We start from the raw sequence: 19,702 nt of genomic DNA, 5'->3' as shown, positions 1-19,702 counted from the left end.
TTATTCTTCCTCCAAGCTTTCCAAATGATTTACCAGATGGTTTAGGGTTGCATCATCTGGATAGTTTTTACGCACGTATCGTTGAATGCGATCCGCCTGTTGATTACGATTTTGAAATTCAGCATATAAATGTAGCTTTGCTTCGTAATCTTCTAATATACTCTCTGTTCGCTTTATATTATCATACACAGCCTGACGACTAACATGGAAATTCTCGGCAATTTCGCCCAATGAGTAGTCATCCCCGTAATAAAGCTCTAAATAATCATTTTGTTTTTTAGTTAATAACGGTTGGTAAAACTCAAATAATGAATTTATCCGATAATTCTTCTCAATTTCCATTTAGTCACCACCTATAACTTAGTCGACTTCTACTAGTCCTTTAAAGAGACCATATACAAAGTCTCCAGCATCAAACTTCTGTAAGTCATCAACCTTTTCACCGAGCCCAACATATTTAACTGGAAGATGAAGTTCATTACGAATTGCGAGAACAATTCCACCCCGCGCCGTTCCGTCAAGTTTAGTAAGAACAATTCCGGTAACATCCGTACTTTCCTTAAATAACTTAGCCTGGTTAAGGGCATTTTGACCGGTGGTGGCATCTAGAACCAGCAAAACTTCATGCGGTGCATCAGGAATTTCTCGAGTAAGAATACGTTTCATTTTTGCCAGCTCATTCATTAAGTTAACTTTATTTTGTAACCGACCAGCAGTATCTACAAACAAAACATCGTATTCTTCATCTTTTGCCCGTTTTACTGCATCAAAGACAACTGCTGCCGGATCACCATTTTCGGGTCCAGTAACGATGTCAACGCCATCACGTTTTGCCCACACATCTAACTGTTCCGTTGCTCCGGCTCTAAAGGTATCAGCAGCTGCCAGTAATACCTTCTTACCCTGTTTCTTAAATAAAGCAGCCATCTTGCCAATTGTCGTTGTCTTACCAGCGCCATTAACACCAACAAACATGATAACGGTTGGCCCTTCCTTAGCCATCGTCAAGTCTGGATTTTCGTCTTGGCCGGCTTCATCATATAATTCAACCATTTTTTCAATGATCACGTTTGAAACATCTTGTTTGCTTTTAGCATTTTGTAGTTTAACTTCTTCACGTAATTCATCACTGAGTTTCATGGCCATATCATAACCTACATCAGATTCAATCAGCATGTCTTCGAGGTCGTCAAAGAAATCCTCATCAACGTGACGGAAATTTGCCAAAAACTTATTTAACCGCGCACCAAAGCCGGTCCGTGACTTTTCGAGCCCACGGTCATACTTTTTTACTGTTTCCGTTTCTTCTTCTGGTTCTGGCGTTTCTTCAGTGTTCGTCACATCATTATCGCTTTTAGCAGCCTCATCTATATCGCTTAGTGTTTCATCTTTTGAAGTTTCCGTTTCTTCTTCGACAGTCTCTTCTTCACTAACTGATTCATCCTGCGCTGGTGCTGCCTCAGACTCATCATTAGTAGCTTCTTCGGTCACAACCGTAGATGATTCCGGTTCTGCAGATACTTCTTCTGCTGCTGAAGATTGGGAAGCTTCTTCTGTTTTCTCTTCCTTTCCATTGTGAATTACTTCATGTGAACCATCTGGATTAATTTTTTCTTCATAACTATCAGCAGGTGGAATATTTACCGGCTCTGGTTGCTTGATTGCAGAAGATGCTGGCGCGGTACTCGGAGCATTTGCCGATTTTTCATCTGCAGTTGCTGATTGAACTGCCGCGCTTGAGCTTTCAGCTGATTTTTCTTCTTCCTTCTTTTTATGGCGACGGAAAATATCAAATAATCCCATATTAAAACCTCCTAATTTAATTATCGTCTTGTAAGGTATCTACAACATCGACTGATACCATTTTAGAAACACCAGATTCTTGCATTGTTACCCCGTATAAAACATCCGCATCCATCATCGTGCCTTTACGGTGAGTAATAACAATAAATTGCGGACCATCACTGCCAAATTGACTAAGGTAATGGGCAAAGCGTTGAACATTAACTTCATCCAAAGCCGCTTCAGGTTCATCAAGAATCGCAAATGGAACCGGCCGCACTTTAAGGATTGCAAATAATAATGTAATCGCGGTTAATGCTCGTTCCCCACCTGATAATAATGATAAATGCTGATTTTTCTTACCAGGCGGTTGCGCCATAATATCTACCCCAGTCGTTAACAAATCATGAGGATCAGTTAACACCAGCTTGGCATGTCCACCGGAGAATATTTGTTGGAAGGTCTCATCAAATTTTTGAGAAACTTGATTGAACGTGGTAATAAAGCGGTCTTTCACTTGCGCGTCCATTTCGCTCATCGTCTGGTTAAGCTGCGCACGAGAATCCAGCAAATCTTCTTGCTGACCCTTTAGAAAATCATAGCGTTCACGGACACGCTTATATTCTTCAATCGCCCCCACGTTAACCTGCCCAAGGTCATCTAAGCCGCGTTTCAATAGTTTCAATCGTGTAGCAAGTGTTTCCTCATCAAGATCACTCATATGCTGGCGGGCCTCATCAATGGTCATTGAATACTGCTCATTTAAGCGATTAAGGCACTGGTCAATTATTGCTTCATATTTGACATGCTTTTCATTCAAATTATTACGATCATCAAGGGCAACCCGTTGTAATTCCTGCAATCGATTATAATGGGCCTCTGCTTTTGATAATTGTTGTTCAAGCCCTTCTAAGGCAACGGCATTCTCTGTAAGCTGATCATTAGCTTTCCTTTGTTTTCCTTTTGCCTCATCAAGAGCCGTCTTAGTGGATTCGTCACTAGTTGATTGACTAGCCGATTGGTCCGTTAGCTTAGTTAATTCTTTCGTCACTTCCGCTAAAGTTTTATCAATGGACTGCATTTGCCGGTCGTATTCGCGAGCTTGTCGAATATATTGTTGAAGACGTTCCTTAGCTACTGCGATCTGTTGCTGCATCTGGGCTAATTGCTCTGCCTGCGTTGATTCATTATTTTGCAGTTCATCAATTAGCCTAAGCGTAGTAGCAATCTTATCTTTTACCGTTGCTAAATCATGATTAACCTTCGCTGCCTGCTCTTCGTTTTGCTTTACTTTTGTTTCATAGTCTTGGTGTTGTGTATCTTGTTGTTTATTTTCTAATTCTAAGATTTTTACCCGATTCGTTAATGTAGCCTGCTGATTGGCAACAAGCTGGCAATTACTCTGTTGTTCATGAAATTCATTTTGCAAGTTTCGTTGCTGTTCTTGATAATTAGCTACCACTTCCTCATTAGCTGTCTGGGCCTGTTTTAATTTGCCAATTTCTTGTTCTAAGGCGTTTGCTGCTCTTTCTTGTTTATTTAACTCTGCTTCAAGCTGCTTTGCCATTTGTTTTTGGCTTAGCAATCCTGCCCGCTGATTACGAGTAGCGCCCCCGGTCATTGCCCCGCTGGCGTTAATCAACTGACCATCTAAAGTGACAACCCGAATCATGTGACGACCGGCCTTAGCAATTGCGGTAGCATTATCAAGGTTATCAGCAATCACTGTTGTTCCTAATAAATAATCAGCAATAACTTGAAATTTACTATCATAATTGATCAATTCAGTCGCCCGGCCTAAGTATCCTGGTAAAGCAGTTAGTTGCGGCCAAATAGCTAATGGTCGACGACGGTTAAGCGTATCCAATGGCAGAATTGTAACTCGACCAGCACGCGTCTTGATTAAGAAATTAATAATTTGCTTTGCAGTTACTTGCCGGTCAACGACTAACTGCTGTACTTGGCTTCCTAGAACTGTTTCAACGGCAGTCGTATATTCAGCAGGAACATCAAACAGTTCATTAACTGCACCAGCTAATCCGGGGAATTGGTGCCGTTGCCGAAGAACGCTTTGGACTCCCCGATAATAACCACTGTATTCATCTGCCATTGATTGGTAGGCATTGATCCGTGACTTCAGGGAACGAATATCCCCCAGGACTTGATACCAGTTTCGTTGCTGCGTCTGATATTGTTGATTAAGTTCAGCATGGTGCTGCCGGGCCTGAGTTAAGTTTTTTTCAACACCACTAACATTTTCTTGCGCAATTTCAGCTGCATGTTTACTACTATCATATTTTCTAGTTATTTCAGCTAATTCAGTTTTTAATTTCTTTAATTCATCACTATTGCGACGCTGTGAACTTACGGTTTGTTCATAATTACGCGATAAAAATGACTTCTGGTTGTGGATGGTCGTAGACTCTTGCATTAAACTAACTTGCTGGTCTCTTAGCTCATCAACTTGCTGGTTTAACTTGGCAATCCGTTCGCTGCTGCTCATCTTTTTGGCAGCCTCAAAATCTCCCTGCTGCTTTTTAATTGTTGTTTGCTGCAGGTTAATCTGTTGCTCATTTTCTCGTTGTTGAGTTTTTAACGATTCTAATCGTCCTTGAAGTTCAGCTCGTTGAGACTGTAAGCGTTGTTGTTCATTTTCCCGTTGTTCACGACGGACACTCGAAACAGATTGTTGATTTTCCAATTTAGCAATTGCTTCAGTTTGACTAAGAATAATTGCCTGTAAATGATCCTTTTTTGCGATTAATTCCCGTCGTTGTTGTTTTAACTGATTGAGCCGTTGCTGGTCATGGTCTGCTTGTTTTTGATAATCACTTACCATTCTCTGAGCTTGTATTAATTTATCTTCTAAGTCATCTTTCATTTGATGATAGGTATCATGGCGACGAACCGTTTGCGTCCGGTCTAAAACATCAAATTGCTTTTTTTGTTCTAAATAATCCTGGGCAATTGCACTTTGCTCTTCTAATGGTTCAATCTGCTTTTCAAGCTCGCTAATAATATCGTTTACCCGATTGAGGTTTTCCATGGTTGTAGCTAATCTTTTTTCAGCAGTTTCTTTATTCTTTTTATATTTAGCAACCCCCGCCACAGTTTCAATAATACTTCGCCGATCTAGCGGTTTCCCATTGAAAATCTCTTCAATCCGCCCTTGTGAAATAATAGAAAAGGACTCACGACCCAAGCCAGAATCAATAAACAGGTCGGTAATATCCTTTAAGCGAACATTTTGATCGTTAATTAAGTATTCACTATCACCATTACGATAAATTTTTCTTGTAATCGTTAGTTCTGTAAATTCACTTGCAAGGTAGTGGTCACTATTATCCAATGTAATTGAAACCAGTGCGCGATTTAATGGTTTCCGATCAGCAGAGCCATTAAAAATGACATCAGCCATTCGGTCTCCCCGTAGATGATGGGCAGATTGTTCACCCATCACCCATTGGATAGCTTCAATAATATTACTTTTACCACTACCATTAGGGCCAACAATTCCGGTCATCCCTGGTTCAAATTTAATTGTTGTTTTTTGGGCAAAAGATTTAAACCCATCCAAAGTTAAAGACAATAATTGCATCAGTTATTCCTACTTACTATTTATTTTTATTTCTCATCTTATCAAGTGCTTGTTGGGCAGCCTGCATCTCAGCGTGTTTCTTAGAGGATCCTTCCCCTTCACCAATAACTTCACCATTAGCCGTGACATTCACCTTAAAGTTAGGATCGTTTTCAGTACCGCTCTCATCGATTAAATGATATTCGATATCGATATCTCCATCGCGTTGAAGAAATTCTTGCAAGCTTGTCTTGGCATCAACCGCATGGTCAAACCACCCCATATCAAGCTTAGGAAAAATTACCCGTTGGACAAACTTTTCAACTGCCGGACGTCCTTGATCTAAATATAGTGCTCCAATAAAGGATTCAAAAATATCACATAGTAGCCCCGGCCGTTGACGTGCTCCAGCCATCTCTTCACCATGACCTAGACGAATGTATTGGTCAAAATGACATTCCTTAGCAAACTTTGAAAAACTATCTTCACAAACCATTACTGCTCTTAGCCGGGTAAGTTTTCCCTGTGGTAATTCGGGGAAACGTTTATAAATATACTCCGAGACGATCAGTTCCAACACAGCATCGCCAAGAAATTCAATCCGTTCATAAAATTTCAGTCCTTGATTAGGATGTTCATTTACGTAAGAAGCCTGAGTAAAAGCTTCTGCTAATAAAGCAGGATTATCAAAATGAATATTAAATTCCTTGGCCAGGTAGTCTTGTAATTCTTCGATCATAAAAAATTCCTTTCATTATTGACTAAATGTTTATAAAAATGTCTACCGCTTATTATACTAGACAACCTTCGTTTCCGCAGGTAATTTTATGTATAATTAGGTAAATATTGAAAATTAAGCAAAAAGTAGAGGCTGCGGAAAAAACTATTTTGTCTTTTCCCAGCCTCTTCAGCTTTATCATAACTTTTCTAATAAGCAAAACATCATTAATCAGCAGTATGGGCAGCAATATAGTCAACTACCTCGCCAATTGTACTGAGTTTTTCAGCATCTTCATCATCAATTTCTTCACCAAAAGTATCCTCTAATTCGAGAACAAATTCAACGAAATCAATTGAGTCTGCATCTAAGTCTGTTTTTAAATTTAGATCATCAGTAATTTTGGCCCGATCAACGTCAAAATGGTCCGCAACAATCTCTGAAACCTTATTAAAGATTTCTGTTTTCTTATCATCAGCCATTATTATTAACCTCTCTTTACTAGTTCGCTACTTATTCTATTCGTTTTTGTTAGAGTTGTCTAGATTTTCAGTATTATCAAAAAATTCAACTGTTTTTTCAATTACACCGGTTTTCAGCATCGTTCTAATTTGACTAATAGTATTCTTTACCGCCAATGCATCCGATGAACCATGCGTCTTTACAACTGGTGCTTTTAAGCCTAGAAGAACGGCTCCTCCATATGTTGAAGCACTCATCTTTTGACCAATTTGGTGGAACGTTGGCTTTAACATCAAGTAACCCAACTTGGCCCGCAGTCCACCATGAAGAATCCCGTGTTTAATCAGCGTCATCATCATTTTAGCGGTTCCTTCTGTTGCCTTTAATGCCGCATTAGCTGTCCAGCCATCACTTACAATAACATCAGCCTTACCGAATAAAAGGTCGCCTGCTTCAACATTACCAACAAAGTTCAAATCATCTTTACTATTAAGGATTTGCCATACTTCTTTATGTAGTTTATCTCCCTTATCCTCTTCAGCTCCGTTATTTAGCAAGGCGATCCGTGGATTAGCAACCCCCAGCACATTTTCTGCATAAAACTTGCCAAGATAAGCATATTGCTCAAGATTTTTTTCTTTACTTTCGGCATTTGCTCCAGTATCTAAGTACACAAAGTTATGTCGATTAGCACCGGGCTGGGCAATTGGTAAAATACTTGTCAACCCTGGACGGTCAATTCCCTTAATCCGCCCAACAATAAATAAGCCAGCCGCTAAGATTGCCCCTGTATTTCCTGCAGAGAAGAACGCATCTGCTTTTCCATCTTTAACCGCCGTAGCTGCCCGAACAATTGATGAGTCCTTTTTTCTTCTAATTGCTCGAACCGGTTCTTCACCCATTGAAATTTCTTCAGTTGTAGCGATCATATTTAAGCGATCGTTATTTTTTATTAATGGCTTTACTTTATCCGGATTACCATAAAGGTCAAATTCTAGGTCAGGATAAAGATCTCGTGCCTGTTCAACACCCTCAATAATTACTTGGGGAGCATTATCGCCACCCATTGCATCAACTGCAATTTTCATAAAAAAATCCTCCTCACATCAGTCAAAATGCGTTTTTAATTCATGACGTTTTAGGTACAAAACAAGTGGCTGATTCTCGTCAACATCATCCCAGTTAGGAGTAGCTAAAAGATTACCGGCATCAGCACGGGCAATTTGAAGCATTTTTAAATCAGCAACCGGGTCACCAACCTTAAATTCCGGCATCCCTGATTGTTTTTTGCCTAGCACGTCTCCAGATCCCCGCAGCTCCAAGTCTTGCTCAGCTACCTTAAAGCCATCATTAGTAGCGACCATCGTCTTCATTCGTGCTTTTCCCTCGTCTGTTTTAGGATCAGCAATTAATAGACAATAACTTTGGCGGTTCCCTCGGCCAACCCGGCCCCGTAACTGGTGAAGCTGGGCAAGGCCAAATCGATCAGCGTCATAGATAACCATTACCGTAGCATTGGGATTATCTACTCCTACTTCAATCACCGTTGTTGCTACCAATACCTGTAGCTTACCTTCCTTAAATTGCCGCATTGTTTCATCTTTTTCATCGGTTCCCATACGACCATGCAACAAGCCAACTTTATAAGAAGGCCCCAGATCCACCGATAACTGATTATACAGGTCAGTGGCGTTTTGGACATCTAAAGCTGCCGATTCTTCGATTAGCGGGCTAACAACATAAGCCTGCGCGCCATCTTTTAATTGTTCGCGTAAAAAGCGGATTGCTTCTGCATGTTGGTTCGATTGTAGCCAATTAGTCCGAATTGGTTTACGCCCAGCTGGAAGCTCATCAATTACTGAAACATCCATTTCTCCATAACTGGTGATTGCTAATGTTCGCGGAATCGGGGTTGCTGTCATTGCAAGGACATCAGGGTGCTCACCTTTTTCTCGTAGCTGCTGTCGCTGGTTAACTCCAAACCGGTGCTGCTCATCAGTAATTACTAACCCGAGATTAGCATATTCAACATCATCTTGAATTAAAGCATGGGTTCCGACAATTAGGTTAACGTCCCCGCGTTTCATTGCCGTCATTAATTCACGGTGTTGCTTAGCGGTTAAAGAACCAGTTAACAATGCAACATGAACATGAGTCCCTTCAAAAACCTTCGCCAATTTTTCAGCATGTTGTCCTGCCAGAATTTCAGTTGGGGCCATTAATGCCGCTTGGTAGCCTGCAGTAATGGCTGCATAAATGGCAATTGCCGCTACAATTGTTTTTCCAGAGCCAACATCCCCTTGAAGAAGCCGGTTCATTTGATAAGGCTGACGCATGTCTCGACATATCTCATTAACAACCCTTTTTTGTGCAGTTGTCAATTCAAAAGGGAGACCAGCAATAAATTCTTTTAACTCGTCATTGTGGTATAAAATCCGATCACCATTTTCTTGTCGATGAGCCCGGCGAATAGCTTGTAGGCGCAGTTGAAACAAAAAGAATTCTTCATAAGCGGCTGTTCGGCGAGCTGCTTTTGCTGTCGCTTGGGTCTGTGGGAAATGGATCTCTTTGATCATTTGTCGGCGATCTAATAATCGATACCGTTGCCGAAGTGTTTCAGGTAGATAAGTAGGAATTATATTAGCATATTCTTCATAAGCTTGACGGATAAAACTCTGCAAAGTATTTTGACGGATGTGTTTGTTGACCGAGTAAACTGCCCCAAATTCATTGCGATTATCCGCCTGCTCCTTAATCAGTTTGTTTGCTGTTATCTGACGACGGTGCGCATCCCATTTCCCCATTACTGTTACCTGCTGGTTTAATGCCAGCTGCTTTTTTAGGTAAGGTTGGTTAAAAAATGTTACAAGAATTACTTCTTTTCCAACCTGCATGCGAAGAGCGAGCCGATTACGACGATATCCGTACCTAGTTAAAATTGGTTCTGAGACAATAACTCCCTGCAAGGTTATCTTTTGTTTATCCTTAGCACTGTCAATATCTGTCGGCGTAAAGTCGTTATACCGAGTCGGATAGTAAGTTAATAAATCTTCAATCGTATCAATGCCTAAAGTTGCTAAATCAGCTACCCGTTTAGGACCGACACCTTTTAAATTAGCAACTGAATCTGCTAAGCTTCTCACCTATCTCACCTCGCTTAAACATAGCCAGCATTCAAAATAGGAGTGGGATCAAAAGCCAATCGCTCTTTATTATCCCACCCCTATAAAATAATATAATTCTATTCGACAGAAATCAGGTATGGATAAACAGGTTGTCCACCATCGTAAATCTGAATATCTAATTCATCATCTACTTCCTCAACTGCCGCTTTGATTTCTTCGGCAGTTGACTGGTCGCCATCCGCTCCATATAGAATTGTCACAATTTCACTATCTTCATCTAACATGGCTTTTACCATCTTGATTGCTGCCTCTTTAAGGTTAAGGTCAGTAGTGACGATCTTACCGTCAACAATTCCCATATAGTCGTCTTTCTTTATTTCTCGACCATCAATTGTTGTATCGCGGACAGCGTTAGTAACTGCACCACTAGCAACTGCGTCAAGATTACTCTCCATACTAGTCTGATTTTCAGTTAAGGATGCTTCTGGATTGTACTCAAGCAATGCACTCATCGCCTGAGCAATCGTCTTACTATGAACCACCTTTGTTGGGATATCGGCTACATCTGCCGCCTGGTCAGCAGTCATAAAGATATTCCCGTTATTAGGAAGAACAATTGCCTGCTTAGCGCCACTATTATTAATTGCGTCTAAAATGTCCTGAGTACTTGGGTTCATTGTTTGACCACCAGTAATAATATGAGTGACTCCCAAACTCTTTAATAATTTAGCAATACCCTTTCCAGAGGCAACCGCAATTACAGCAGTCTTAAGGTCCTCTTTAGCTTCATTAGCAGCCTTAGCTTTTTCAATTGGGGATTCTTCAGCTGAATTTTCTTCATCGTTTTCCATAATTTCTTCTTGCTGCCATACCATATTATGAATTTCAATTGTCTGTAAATCACCAAATTGCTGACCCCAAGATAAAACTTTCCCAGGATGCTCTGTATGAACGTGAACCCGTACAACTTGATCATCGTTCAAGACAAGTAGACTATCTCCTAATTCAGCTAAGTAGTTATAAAAAGTATCGTAGTCAAATTTTTGGGTTACCTGTTTTCCTTTGCCGATCCGAACTAACATCTGTGTACAATATGTATACTTAATATCTTCTGGATTAAGCTTGCCTTGAACACTTTGATGATCCATTGCATGAACCATTTCGTCAATTTCTGCATTATCAGGCTTGTAATCTTCGCTCTTATCAACACGGCCGCTTAAAGCTTCATCAAATGCCTGTAGAACAAAAACTAACCCTTGACCACCTGAATCAACTACCCCAACTTCTTTTAAGACAGGTAATAAATCTGGAGTCTTTTTTAGTGCCTTTTCACTTGCTTCATAGATTGCATGCATAATCTCAATAAGATCATCGGTTTCTTTTATCTTATTAAGACCTTCTTGAGCAGATTCACGAACTACAGTTAAAATAGTTCCTTCGGTTGGTTTCATAACAGCTTTATATGCTGTCTTAGCACCATTAGCATAAGCATTTACGAAATCAGCGGCTGATAAAACGTCCATGCCTTCCGTTGCCTTTGCAAAGCCACGGAAAATTTGCGATAAGATAACCCCCGAATTCCCACGGGCACCCATCAGTAGTCCCTTTGCTAATGCTGCGCTTAGATCGCCAACTTTTTTACTTGTTTCATTACGTTCATACTTAGCACCGCTAGCCATTGAAGAAGTCATGTTAGTTCCCGTATCACCATCCGGAACCGGAAAAACATTTAATGAATTAATAAATTCAGCATTTTTGCCAAGTTTATCTGCAGCCGCTTGGACCATCTTGCCAAATTCAAGGTTTGTAATTTTTGTTACAGCCAATTCGAAATTCCTCCCCAATGCTCGCTTAATCTTCTAGTGTCCGAACACCTTGGACACATACATTAACTGAGTTAGCCGTGATCCCGAGCATTGTTTCAAGATTATACTTTACCTTTGCTTGGACACTCTTTGATACTTCTGAAATCTTAGTGCCATAGCCTACGATAATATTAACATCAACAGCTACTCCATTATCTTGTTGCCGAACAACAACTCCCCGTGCAAAATTTTCACGACGAAGAATTTGATTGACCCCATCACGCAAGGGGTTTCGACTTGCCATTCCAACAACACCGTAGTTATCAGTAGCAGCCCCACCAACAACTGATGAAATCACATCATTATCAATGTCAATTGTACCTGACTTAGTTTTGATTTTTACTGCCATCGTCATGGCCTCCTTATAAAGTGCCGGCCCTAATACAGATGCCGGATAATCTCAGGACTTAGTAACTTCTACTAATATCCACAATTAAATCAATACCATCATACCATAGCATATTTAAGTAAAAAAGTAACCTATTCATATTTTTGTATTTTGATTAATGGGGTTAATTAATTTACGTAAAAAATAAGCCGCCCAGCTGGACGGCATCATTTTTAATTAAACCCGAGTCACTTTACCTGACTTCAGTGTACGTGCTGAAACGTAAACCTTCTTAGGCTTACCATTAACTAAAATGGTTACCTTTTGCAAGTTAGGCTTCCAGCTACGCCGACTTGAGTTAAGGGCGTGAGAACGCTTGTTACCAAATTGCGTCCGTTTACCGTTGATAAAATCTTTAGCCATTGGTGATACCCTCCTCTTTGCTTCATAATTTTTTCGTTTACGCAAAACTGCGATGTAACTCACCTAATTAATCTACCATAGGCGCCACCACAATGCAATAGTTTTCTTTCAAGTAATTTTCCTTGACACACTTTTAACGCCCGCAAATTACTGTTTTAATGGATCGTTACATTGGATTACAGCCACTACTCCACTTCTAAACGCAAAATGATTATTAACAGCTGTAAATTCGTTGCTGGTCCAGGAAAATGGAATTTGACTGCTCCAATTTTCTAAAGGATACTTTTCATCTTTTAGGGTTAGTCCGCGAACGGGGGTAAGGTTAACAAAAGCAAGATATTTCATCGCTGGTAATTTTGAAATAGTGTATTCGCCCGGTAAATAGTAACTTACTACATTCTGGCAATCAATAAATTTAGTCCGTGTAAGATAAGGCTTAAATTCTTCTTGCAGGGGCAGAAATAAATTTGCCAACAAATGATCCAACCGTCCGCCAGTTGCACCAAAGACATTAATTTCATCAGGATTTTCATTTATAGCAAATTTCATACCAAGTTGAGTATCGGTGTAGTCTTTCTCTGGTGGATAGATCTTAATCTTTTCTAAGGTATCTTCTAACCCTAATAATTCTTCTTTATCAATTGAATCAAAATCACCAACTGCAATTAGTGGTTTAATCCCCCATTTCAATAATCTTACTGCTCCGCGATCAACGCCAATCCACTTTTCATTCTTACGCTCTAAGATGAGTTCAGTCGGAACCATTTCAACAGGACCGCCGACAAGTACATTTATCCGCATTATTCTATCCTCTAAAACTAAGAACTTCGTCAAAACAAAAAAGAAGACTTTAGCATTCGGATATCTCCTGAACACCAAAGACCTTCTTTATTTCTCAGCAACTAATTACTTTGTCGCATCTTCAAGTGCTTTAATTCGTTCAGCTGGGTCTTCAGCATTAAAGACATAAGAACCAGCAACTGCTACTGTAGCACCGGCCTTGTAGCAGTCAGCAACAGTTTTATCGTTAACGCCGCCATCAACTTCAATGTCAAAGTCATAGCCCTTTTCTTCCTTAATTGCATTTAGTTGTGCAATCTTATCAACAGTTTCCGGCAAGAACTTTTGACCACCAAAGCCAGGGTTAACTGTCATTACTAATACTTGATCAACCATGTGTAATACTGGTTCGATCATGGCTACGGGTGTACCAGGGTTAATAACAACTTCAGCTTTAACTCCGCCATTCTTAATAATCTGAAGAGCACGATGAATATGTTGGGTTGCTTCGACTTGAACACCAATAATGTCAGCTCCAGCATCAATAAACATTGGCAAGATGTGTTCTGGACTTTCAACCATCAAGTGTACATCTAACACCATATTTGTAATAGGACGAATAGCTTTCACAAAACCTGGTCCATAAGAGATACTTGGAACAAATGTACCGTCCATAACATCGATGTGAAGGTATGGCGCACCAGCCTTTTCTACCTTTTCGATATCCTTTTGTAAGTTTACATAATCTGCACTTAAAATTGATGGTGCAACTTTAATCATTCTAATTCCCTCATTTCTTATAATTTGGTTTTTGATTAGCAATCAATTCATGGAACTGAACATAATCATCATACCGACTCTTCATGATTATACCATTGTTTACCGCTTCCTTCACAGCACATTGTGGCTCTTTTAAATGAAGGCATCCACGAAATTTACAATTAGCAGATAATTCTACCATTTCAGGAAATAGTAATGGTAGGTCATTAACGGTCATGTCAAAGGTTTCATACGATGAAAATCCTGGTGTATCGGCAATTAATGCCCCATTAACATCTAACAGACTCACTTTTCTTGTCGTGTGACGACCACGCTGAAGAGCTTGCGAAATTTCGCCTGTTGCCAATTTTAATTGTGGTGCTAAATGATTGAGTAGTGTTGACTTACCTGCTCCAGTTTGACCCATCATTGTTACTACGCTGCCTTTTAATTTTTTCATCATAGCAGCTAACTGTTGCGGATTAAAAGGATCATAATCCTCATAAACCTGATAGCCGATTTTTTTGTATCCTTCAACTATTGGTAATAATTGCTGATACTCCTCTGTGGTGAGTAAATCAGTTTTTGAAAAATAAATTAAAGGGGTAATTTTTTGTGCTTCCAGTGCGATTAACTGCCGATCTAATAAGTTAGCGGAAAATGCTGGTTCTTTGGCAGAAGTGACGACAACCGCCATATCTACATTCGCAACAGGCGGCCGAACTAATTGATTTCGTCGCGGTAAGATTTTGAGTAAATACCCTTCTTGTTGGTTTTCCGCGCTAAATTCGACGTAATCACCGACAACAGGCTTTATTTTCCGTTGTCGAAAATTGCCTCGTGCTCTTGTTCGATAAATTTTATCATCAGCAAAAACATCGTAAAAGCCGCTTAACGATTGTTGAATTATTCCTTTCTTCAAATGGCACCTCCATTATCCTGTAATATTTGTTGCGCTCATAATTGTCCGCCCGTTGCGAACAACCCGATAGGCTCCCATTTGGCCTTGTTTAAGGGTAAACGGCACGTTAATTGTCGTTTCCTGATTAATCGTAATATCTTGATATTCCATTGTTAGGTTATGGTTTGCGTCCCGAATATACACTTGTACTCGGTTTTCTCGTTGTCCACCATTACCATCAAACGGAATATTGATCTGAATATTTGTTGTCTTCGTCTGATTACCAGAATTAGCAATCGAGACTGTCAAGGTATCCCCATGATTTAGCGTCGATCCTGCTCGTGGAGTCTGACTAATAACATGGTTAGTCGCAATTGTCTTTGACTTTTTCTCTTGTGTCGTTAATTGTAAATTATTTTTATTTGCAAACTGTTGAACGGCACTAATATCTTGATTCGTAAAATCAGGTATTTTTATTGGTTCCTTACCTGCACTAACACGAAAGACAATTGTGTCAGATGCTGTTTTAACAATTGCACCCTTTTTATGATTTTGCTTAATTATCTGTCCCTTATCAATATCATCGGAATAAACACTTTCTTGGTGAACTTGAAAGCCTTTGCGGCGTAAATTAGCAGCTACCGATGAATAATCTTCTCCTACATAATCTGCCATTGTCCACTGCTTTACCCCTGTACTTACGGTTAAGTTGATGGGAGTACTTACTCGTGCTTTATGGCTTATGTGCGGGCTTGTTGTCACAATACGATTCTTATCAACAGTCTGACTATTTACACGGGTAATCTTACCAATTCGCAAATCCTGTTGATGCAATCGTTGTTCCGCTTTGACAATGGTCATCCCCTCAACATCTGGGATGATAACCTGTCGAACAAAGAACCACCAGCCACCGACAAGCATTAGGCAAACGATAATAACGATTCCGCTAATAATCCCGTACTTTTTCCACCATGATTTTGTTGATGGACGTTGTTTTTGCTGCTGATCATCAGTATTTTTTTGATGTTTTCTTTCATTGTTTAAATGTTTAACATCTAATACTTTTGTCTCACCATTATCGTCTTCCTGCAACTTTAGACGTGGCTCATTAGCTCGTTGCGGATCTAAAACAGTCCTTAAGTCAGCAGCCATCTCGTCAACCGAAGCATATCGATTAGCAGGTTCCTTAGCGGTTGCCTTAATTATTACATTTTCTAATGCTTGGGGAATTTGCTTATTCTGTTCCCGCACTGATGGAATCTCTTCACGGAAATGTTTTAACGCAATTGATACTGCGGTCTCGCCTTCAAACGGCACCTTTCCTGTCAATAATTCAAAAAGGATGATTCCCAAAGAATATATATCAGACTGTTTTGTTGCAATGCTTCCGCGGGCCTGTTCCGGTGATAAGTAATGTACAGAACCCATTAATGTATTAGTTTGCGTTAAAGAGTCCTGTGACACGGCAACGGCAATTCCAAAATCAGTAATTTTGATATTCTTATTTTCATCAATTAATATATTCTGCGGTTTTAGGTCACGATGGATAATACCATGGGCGTGTGCTGTAGCAACAGCAGAAAGCACCTGCTCCATAATATCAATAACTTGTGGTAACGGTATTGGATGATGTTTTTTTATGTATGCCTTTAAGTCGGTCCCTTTCACATACTGCATCACCATATATTGCAGTCCATGATCTTCGCCAACATCATAAACACCAACAATGTGCGGATCATTTAACTGCGTGGCTGCCATCGCCTCACGATGAAATCGCCGTTTAGTATTAGGATCATCTCGTAAGTCAAGCCGGAGAAGCTTAACTGAAACATCACGATCTAATACTAAATCATGAGCTAAGTAGACATTTGCCATTCCACCTTCGCCCAGCGATTTAATTATCCTATATCGGTGACCAATTTCGTATCCAGGATTCATTGCTTATCCCTCCTGGTCACTATTAATCCCGATTAAAACGGTAATATTATCTGGACCGCCTGCATCATTTGCCATTTTTACTAGTTGCGCACACTTCTCTTCAAGTGGTATCGGCAACTCTAAAACCTTAATGATTTGATCCTTAGCGACAGTTTTAAACAGACCGTCAGAGCACATTAATAATTGATCGCCGTGGTTTAGTTCAAAACGGTTCACTTCTATTTGTGCGTCAGGAGAAATCCCAATGGCACGCGTAATGATATTGCTTTGCGGTAGTTTTAATGCTTCGTCTTCAGAAATATCACCAGTTTTAACTAACTCGTTAACAAGAGAATGATCGACTGTGATCTGCGTTAACAGATTCTGGTGGAGAATGTATCCACGACTGTCACCAATATTAGCAACGACAACTGCATTGTTAAAAGTAATGGCTGCAACCATCGTCGTCCCCATTCCCTGCATCTGAAGGTTATGTTTTGATTGCGATAAGATTTGGTCATTAATTGATTGCGTTTCTCGAGCAAACCAACGTATCCCGTCCATTGGTGTCCGTGGCGGCCTGTTCTTAAATTGATCGCCAAGAATAGTTACGGTCTGTTCTGCAGCAATATCGCCACTTCTGTTTCCACCAATACCATCAGCAATAACCAGCAATTGATTGCCAAATTTATTAGTGAAAACAGCAACCCGATCTTGATTTTGCTTTCGTTGATGACCAATATCTGTTTGATAAGCAACTTTCATCAATCTACTATATTCCCTTCTTAAGGCTGCTAATAAAGAAGCCATCAGAATTAAAGTCACTCGGTAAGATAGTTAAAGTTAATGAGTGACGATTATCTTTAATCTTACGTGCAGTTGTTGTTTTTACTAACTCAAATTCAGGATGCTTAGTAAGAAATGCCTGAACAGTTTGATCGTTTTCTTGTTGTAAAATCGTGCACGTGCTATATGTGATTATACCGCCTTTTTTTACTTTTGCAGCGACTGCATCTAAAATTGATAACTGAATTTGATGCAATTTCTTACTGTCATCTAATGTCTTGGTATAGCGAATTTCGGGTTTACGTCTTAGTAATCCCATTCCGCTACAAGGAGCGTCAACAAGAATTTTATCAAAACTCTCATCTGCAAATAATTCGTTAACCTTACGGGCATCAAGCGCATTAGCAGTAACACGGTCGCCTACTCCCAAGCGTTGGGCGTTTTTTTCAATCAACCGAACCTTATGCTGATGGATATCAAGCGCATCGACATGACCTCCAATAAGCTTTTCCGCTATTTGGACAGTTTTACCACCAGGGGCAGCACATGCATCAAGCACCTTATCGTTAGGATTAATGTGCATACTTTCAACAGCGAGCATTGCACTTTCATCTTGAATTGTGATTTTTCCGCTTTCAAACAAGCTGGATGTAATAACTTCACCCTTAGTAATTACTAGGGCATCTTGTGCCACTTGACTTTCATGATACTCAACGCCCATTTTATCCAATGCTTCTTTTATTGTTTCCATGTCTGTTTTAGCAGTATTTACACGAACAACCTGATGAGCTGGTTCATTAATGGATTGGAGAATCTTTTCCGTCTTTTCCTGTCCATATTCAGTAATAAGCTCAGCTACTAACCACTGCGGAACACTGCTTTGCAAACTCAACCGCAAATTAGGATTATTAATCTTCCTTAAATCAGGTAATCCTTCTCTTAAAACGGCATGTAAAACACCTGTAACAAATTTACGAATTCCGGGATTGCCTCGGCGTTTTGCAATTTTTATGCTTTCATCAGTGACAGCCCAATCTGGTACTCGTTCTAAATAATGAAATTGGTAAATAGCAGAGAGAAGTAATGTTTTAACCCATGGATCAAGACGCTTTCCCTTAACAAAGGATTGCAGCCAATATTCAAGGGTTAGTTTATGCTGTAATACTCCATAAATAATATTAGTTGCTAATCGGCGGTCCTTATCTGCTAAAGGATATTTTTTAAGTAACTGATCTACTTGCAGGTTAGAATAAGCACCCTTTTCGACTACTCCTTCCAAAGCTACTAATGCTAATTCTCGCGCATTTTGTGGCTGAAATTTAGTCATCACTTACAACTTGTCCTCCCTCAGTAATATCTTTATGTCCATTAAGGTATGATGTAATATCCATTGCCTTCTTACCCGCTGGTTTCAATTTATTAATCTGGTAAGTTGTCCCATCACCAGCTGCAATCACCAATTGATGTTTAGTAACACGGACTGCCTTTCCCGGTTCAAGATCTGTCTGTTCAGTTAATGGCGTAACATCGTAAATTTTTGTCCGTAAGCCATCAATAACCATGTTGCCAAGTGGTGCTGGCCGTAACCCGCGGACCTTCGCATCAATTAAACGGGCAGGTAACCGATAATCAATCTGTTCTTGTTCACTTGTAATATTTGGCGAAAAGACAACTTTATCCGGATCTTGCGCAACCGGGTGGACATCACCGCTAATTAGTTTTGGCAATGTTTCCAATAATAAATCACGACCTAGCAGACTAAGCTTCTTAAACATCGTGCCACTATCATCATTATCCTCAATCGGGATTGCCTTTTGAGCTAATACATCTCCAGCATCCATCTTCTTCACCATATACATAATGGAGACACCGGTTTCTTTATCGCCATTAATAATTGAATATTGAATTGGCGCACCACCACGATACTTAGGCAGGAGCGAACCGTGAACATTAATAGCTGCAATTTGGGCCGCCGCTAATAGCTTTGTTGGTAAGAACTGACCATATGCAGCCGTAATCATCAAGTCTGGTTTCATGGCAATAATTTTTTCCATTTCTGGGCTCTTGCTCAATTTAGCAGGTTGTAAAACTTCAATATTATTTTGCTCAGCCAACTCTTTAACCGGCGATTTATGGAGTGTTTTCTTTCGACCAATATGATGATCCGGTTGTGTTAATACAGCCTTAACATCATACTCTGAATTGTCAATTAAACTTTGTAAAATGGGAACAGCAAATTCTGGTGTACCCATAAAAACGATTGATGTTGCCATTAAAAT

General features: G+C 39.9%; 17 protein-coding genes. All 17 read right to left on the bottom strand.

What is annotated here, in order from left to right:
* Nucleotides 1–342, bottom strand: a complete 342-nt coding sequence (locus IEU90_RS08185) for a putative DNA-binding protein (RefSeq protein WP_153710680.1) — start codon at nucleotides 340–342, stop codon at nucleotides 1–3.
* Nucleotides 343–360: 18 nt separating this feature from the next.
* Nucleotides 361–1,803 (bottom strand): signal recognition particle-docking protein FtsY, encoded by a 1,443-nt coding sequence (ftsY, locus tag IEU90_RS08180; protein WP_188357969.1) that lies wholly within the window; start codon nucleotides 1,801–1,803, stop codon nucleotides 361–363.
* 16 nt (nucleotides 1,804–1,819) lie between these two features.
* Entirely contained in the window at nucleotides 1,820–5,380 is a 3,561-nt protein-coding gene (smc, locus tag IEU90_RS08175) for a chromosome segregation protein SMC (protein ID WP_153710682.1), read from the bottom strand.
* Nucleotides 5,381–5,396: 16 nt separating this feature from the next.
* Entirely contained in the window at nucleotides 5,397–6,098 is a 702-nt protein-coding gene (gene rnc / locus IEU90_RS08170) for a ribonuclease III (protein WP_188357968.1), read from the bottom strand.
* A gap of 206 nt (nucleotides 6,099–6,304) precedes the next feature.
* On the bottom strand, nucleotides 6,305–6,559 hold the full coding sequence (acpP, locus tag IEU90_RS08165) for an acyl carrier protein (RefSeq protein ID WP_153710684.1): 255 nt from the start codon (nucleotides 6,557–6,559) through the stop codon (nucleotides 6,305–6,307).
* Nucleotides 6,560–6,595: 36 nt separating this feature from the next.
* Nucleotides 6,596–7,627, bottom strand: coding sequence for a phosphate acyltransferase PlsX (plsX, locus tag IEU90_RS08160; RefSeq protein ID WP_153710685.1), 1,032 nt, complete (start codon nucleotides 7,625–7,627; stop codon nucleotides 6,596–6,598).
* 18 nt (nucleotides 7,628–7,645) lie between these two features.
* Complete coding sequence (gene recG / locus IEU90_RS08155; protein WP_188357967.1) at nucleotides 7,646–9,682, bottom strand: ATP-dependent DNA helicase RecG; 2,037 nt, start codon at nucleotides 9,680–9,682, stop codon at nucleotides 7,646–7,648.
* 98 nt (nucleotides 9,683–9,780) lie between these two features.
* Nucleotides 9,781–11,490 (bottom strand): DAK2 domain-containing protein, encoded by a 1,710-nt coding sequence (locus IEU90_RS08150; protein ID WP_153710686.1) that lies wholly within the window; start codon nucleotides 11,488–11,490, stop codon nucleotides 9,781–9,783.
* A 25-nt stretch (nucleotides 11,491–11,515) separates the two neighbouring features.
* Nucleotides 11,516–11,878 carry an Asp23/Gls24 family envelope stress response protein gene (locus IEU90_RS08145; protein ID WP_003663831.1) on the bottom strand — a complete coding sequence of 121 codons (363 nt, stop codon included), beginning with the start codon at nucleotides 11,876–11,878 and terminating at the stop codon, nucleotides 11,516–11,518.
* Between the two features lie 216 nt (nucleotides 11,879–12,094).
* Nucleotides 12,095–12,280 (bottom strand): 50S ribosomal protein L28, encoded by a 186-nt coding sequence (gene rpmB / locus IEU90_RS08140; protein WP_003663833.1) that lies wholly within the window; start codon nucleotides 12,278–12,280, stop codon nucleotides 12,095–12,097.
* Nucleotides 12,281–12,427: 147 nt separating this feature from the next.
* The gene (locus tag IEU90_RS08135) at nucleotides 12,428–13,081 is read right to left on the bottom strand and encodes a thiamine diphosphokinase (protein WP_153710687.1); all 654 of its coding nucleotides are present in this window, start codon (nucleotides 13,079–13,081) and stop codon (nucleotides 12,428–12,430) included.
* A 105-nt stretch (nucleotides 13,082–13,186) separates the two neighbouring features.
* On the bottom strand, nucleotides 13,187–13,840 hold the full coding sequence (gene rpe, locus IEU90_RS08130) for a ribulose-phosphate 3-epimerase (RefSeq protein ID WP_153710688.1): 654 nt from the start codon (nucleotides 13,838–13,840) through the stop codon (nucleotides 13,187–13,189).
* 10 nt (nucleotides 13,841–13,850) lie between these two features.
* Complete coding sequence (gene rsgA, locus IEU90_RS08125; RefSeq protein WP_153710689.1) at nucleotides 13,851–14,741, bottom strand: ribosome small subunit-dependent GTPase A; 891 nt, start codon at nucleotides 14,739–14,741, stop codon at nucleotides 13,851–13,853.
* Nucleotides 14,742–14,753: 12 nt separating this feature from the next.
* Nucleotides 14,754–16,658, bottom strand: a complete 1,905-nt coding sequence (gene pknB, locus IEU90_RS08120; protein ID WP_188357966.1) for a Stk1 family PASTA domain-containing Ser/Thr kinase — start codon at nucleotides 16,656–16,658, stop codon at nucleotides 14,754–14,756.
* 3 nt (nucleotides 16,659–16,661) lie between these two features.
* Nucleotides 16,662–17,402, bottom strand: a complete 741-nt coding sequence (locus tag IEU90_RS08115) for a Stp1/IreP family PP2C-type Ser/Thr phosphatase (RefSeq protein ID WP_153710709.1) — start codon at nucleotides 17,400–17,402, stop codon at nucleotides 16,662–16,664.
* Between the two features lie 7 nt (nucleotides 17,403–17,409).
* A complete protein-coding gene (gene rsmB, locus IEU90_RS08110) occupies nucleotides 17,410–18,753 on the bottom strand; it encodes a 16S rRNA (cytosine(967)-C(5))-methyltransferase RsmB (protein WP_188357965.1) in 1,344 nt (447 codons plus the stop codon).
* Nucleotides 18,743–19,696, bottom strand: a complete 954-nt coding sequence (gene fmt, locus IEU90_RS08105) for a methionyl-tRNA formyltransferase (protein ID WP_153710691.1) — start codon at nucleotides 19,694–19,696, stop codon at nucleotides 18,743–18,745. Before fmt ends, rsmB begins: the two co-directional genes overlap by 11 nt.
* Between the last annotated feature and the right edge of the window lie 6 nt (nucleotides 19,697–19,702).

Source organism: Limosilactobacillus caviae (assembly GCF_014635905.1).
GTDB lineage: Bacteria > Bacillota > Bacilli > Lactobacillales > Lactobacillaceae > Limosilactobacillus > Limosilactobacillus caviae.
Note: the sequence above shows the minus strand (reverse complement) of the source record. Positions and strands in the feature narration are given on the sequence as shown.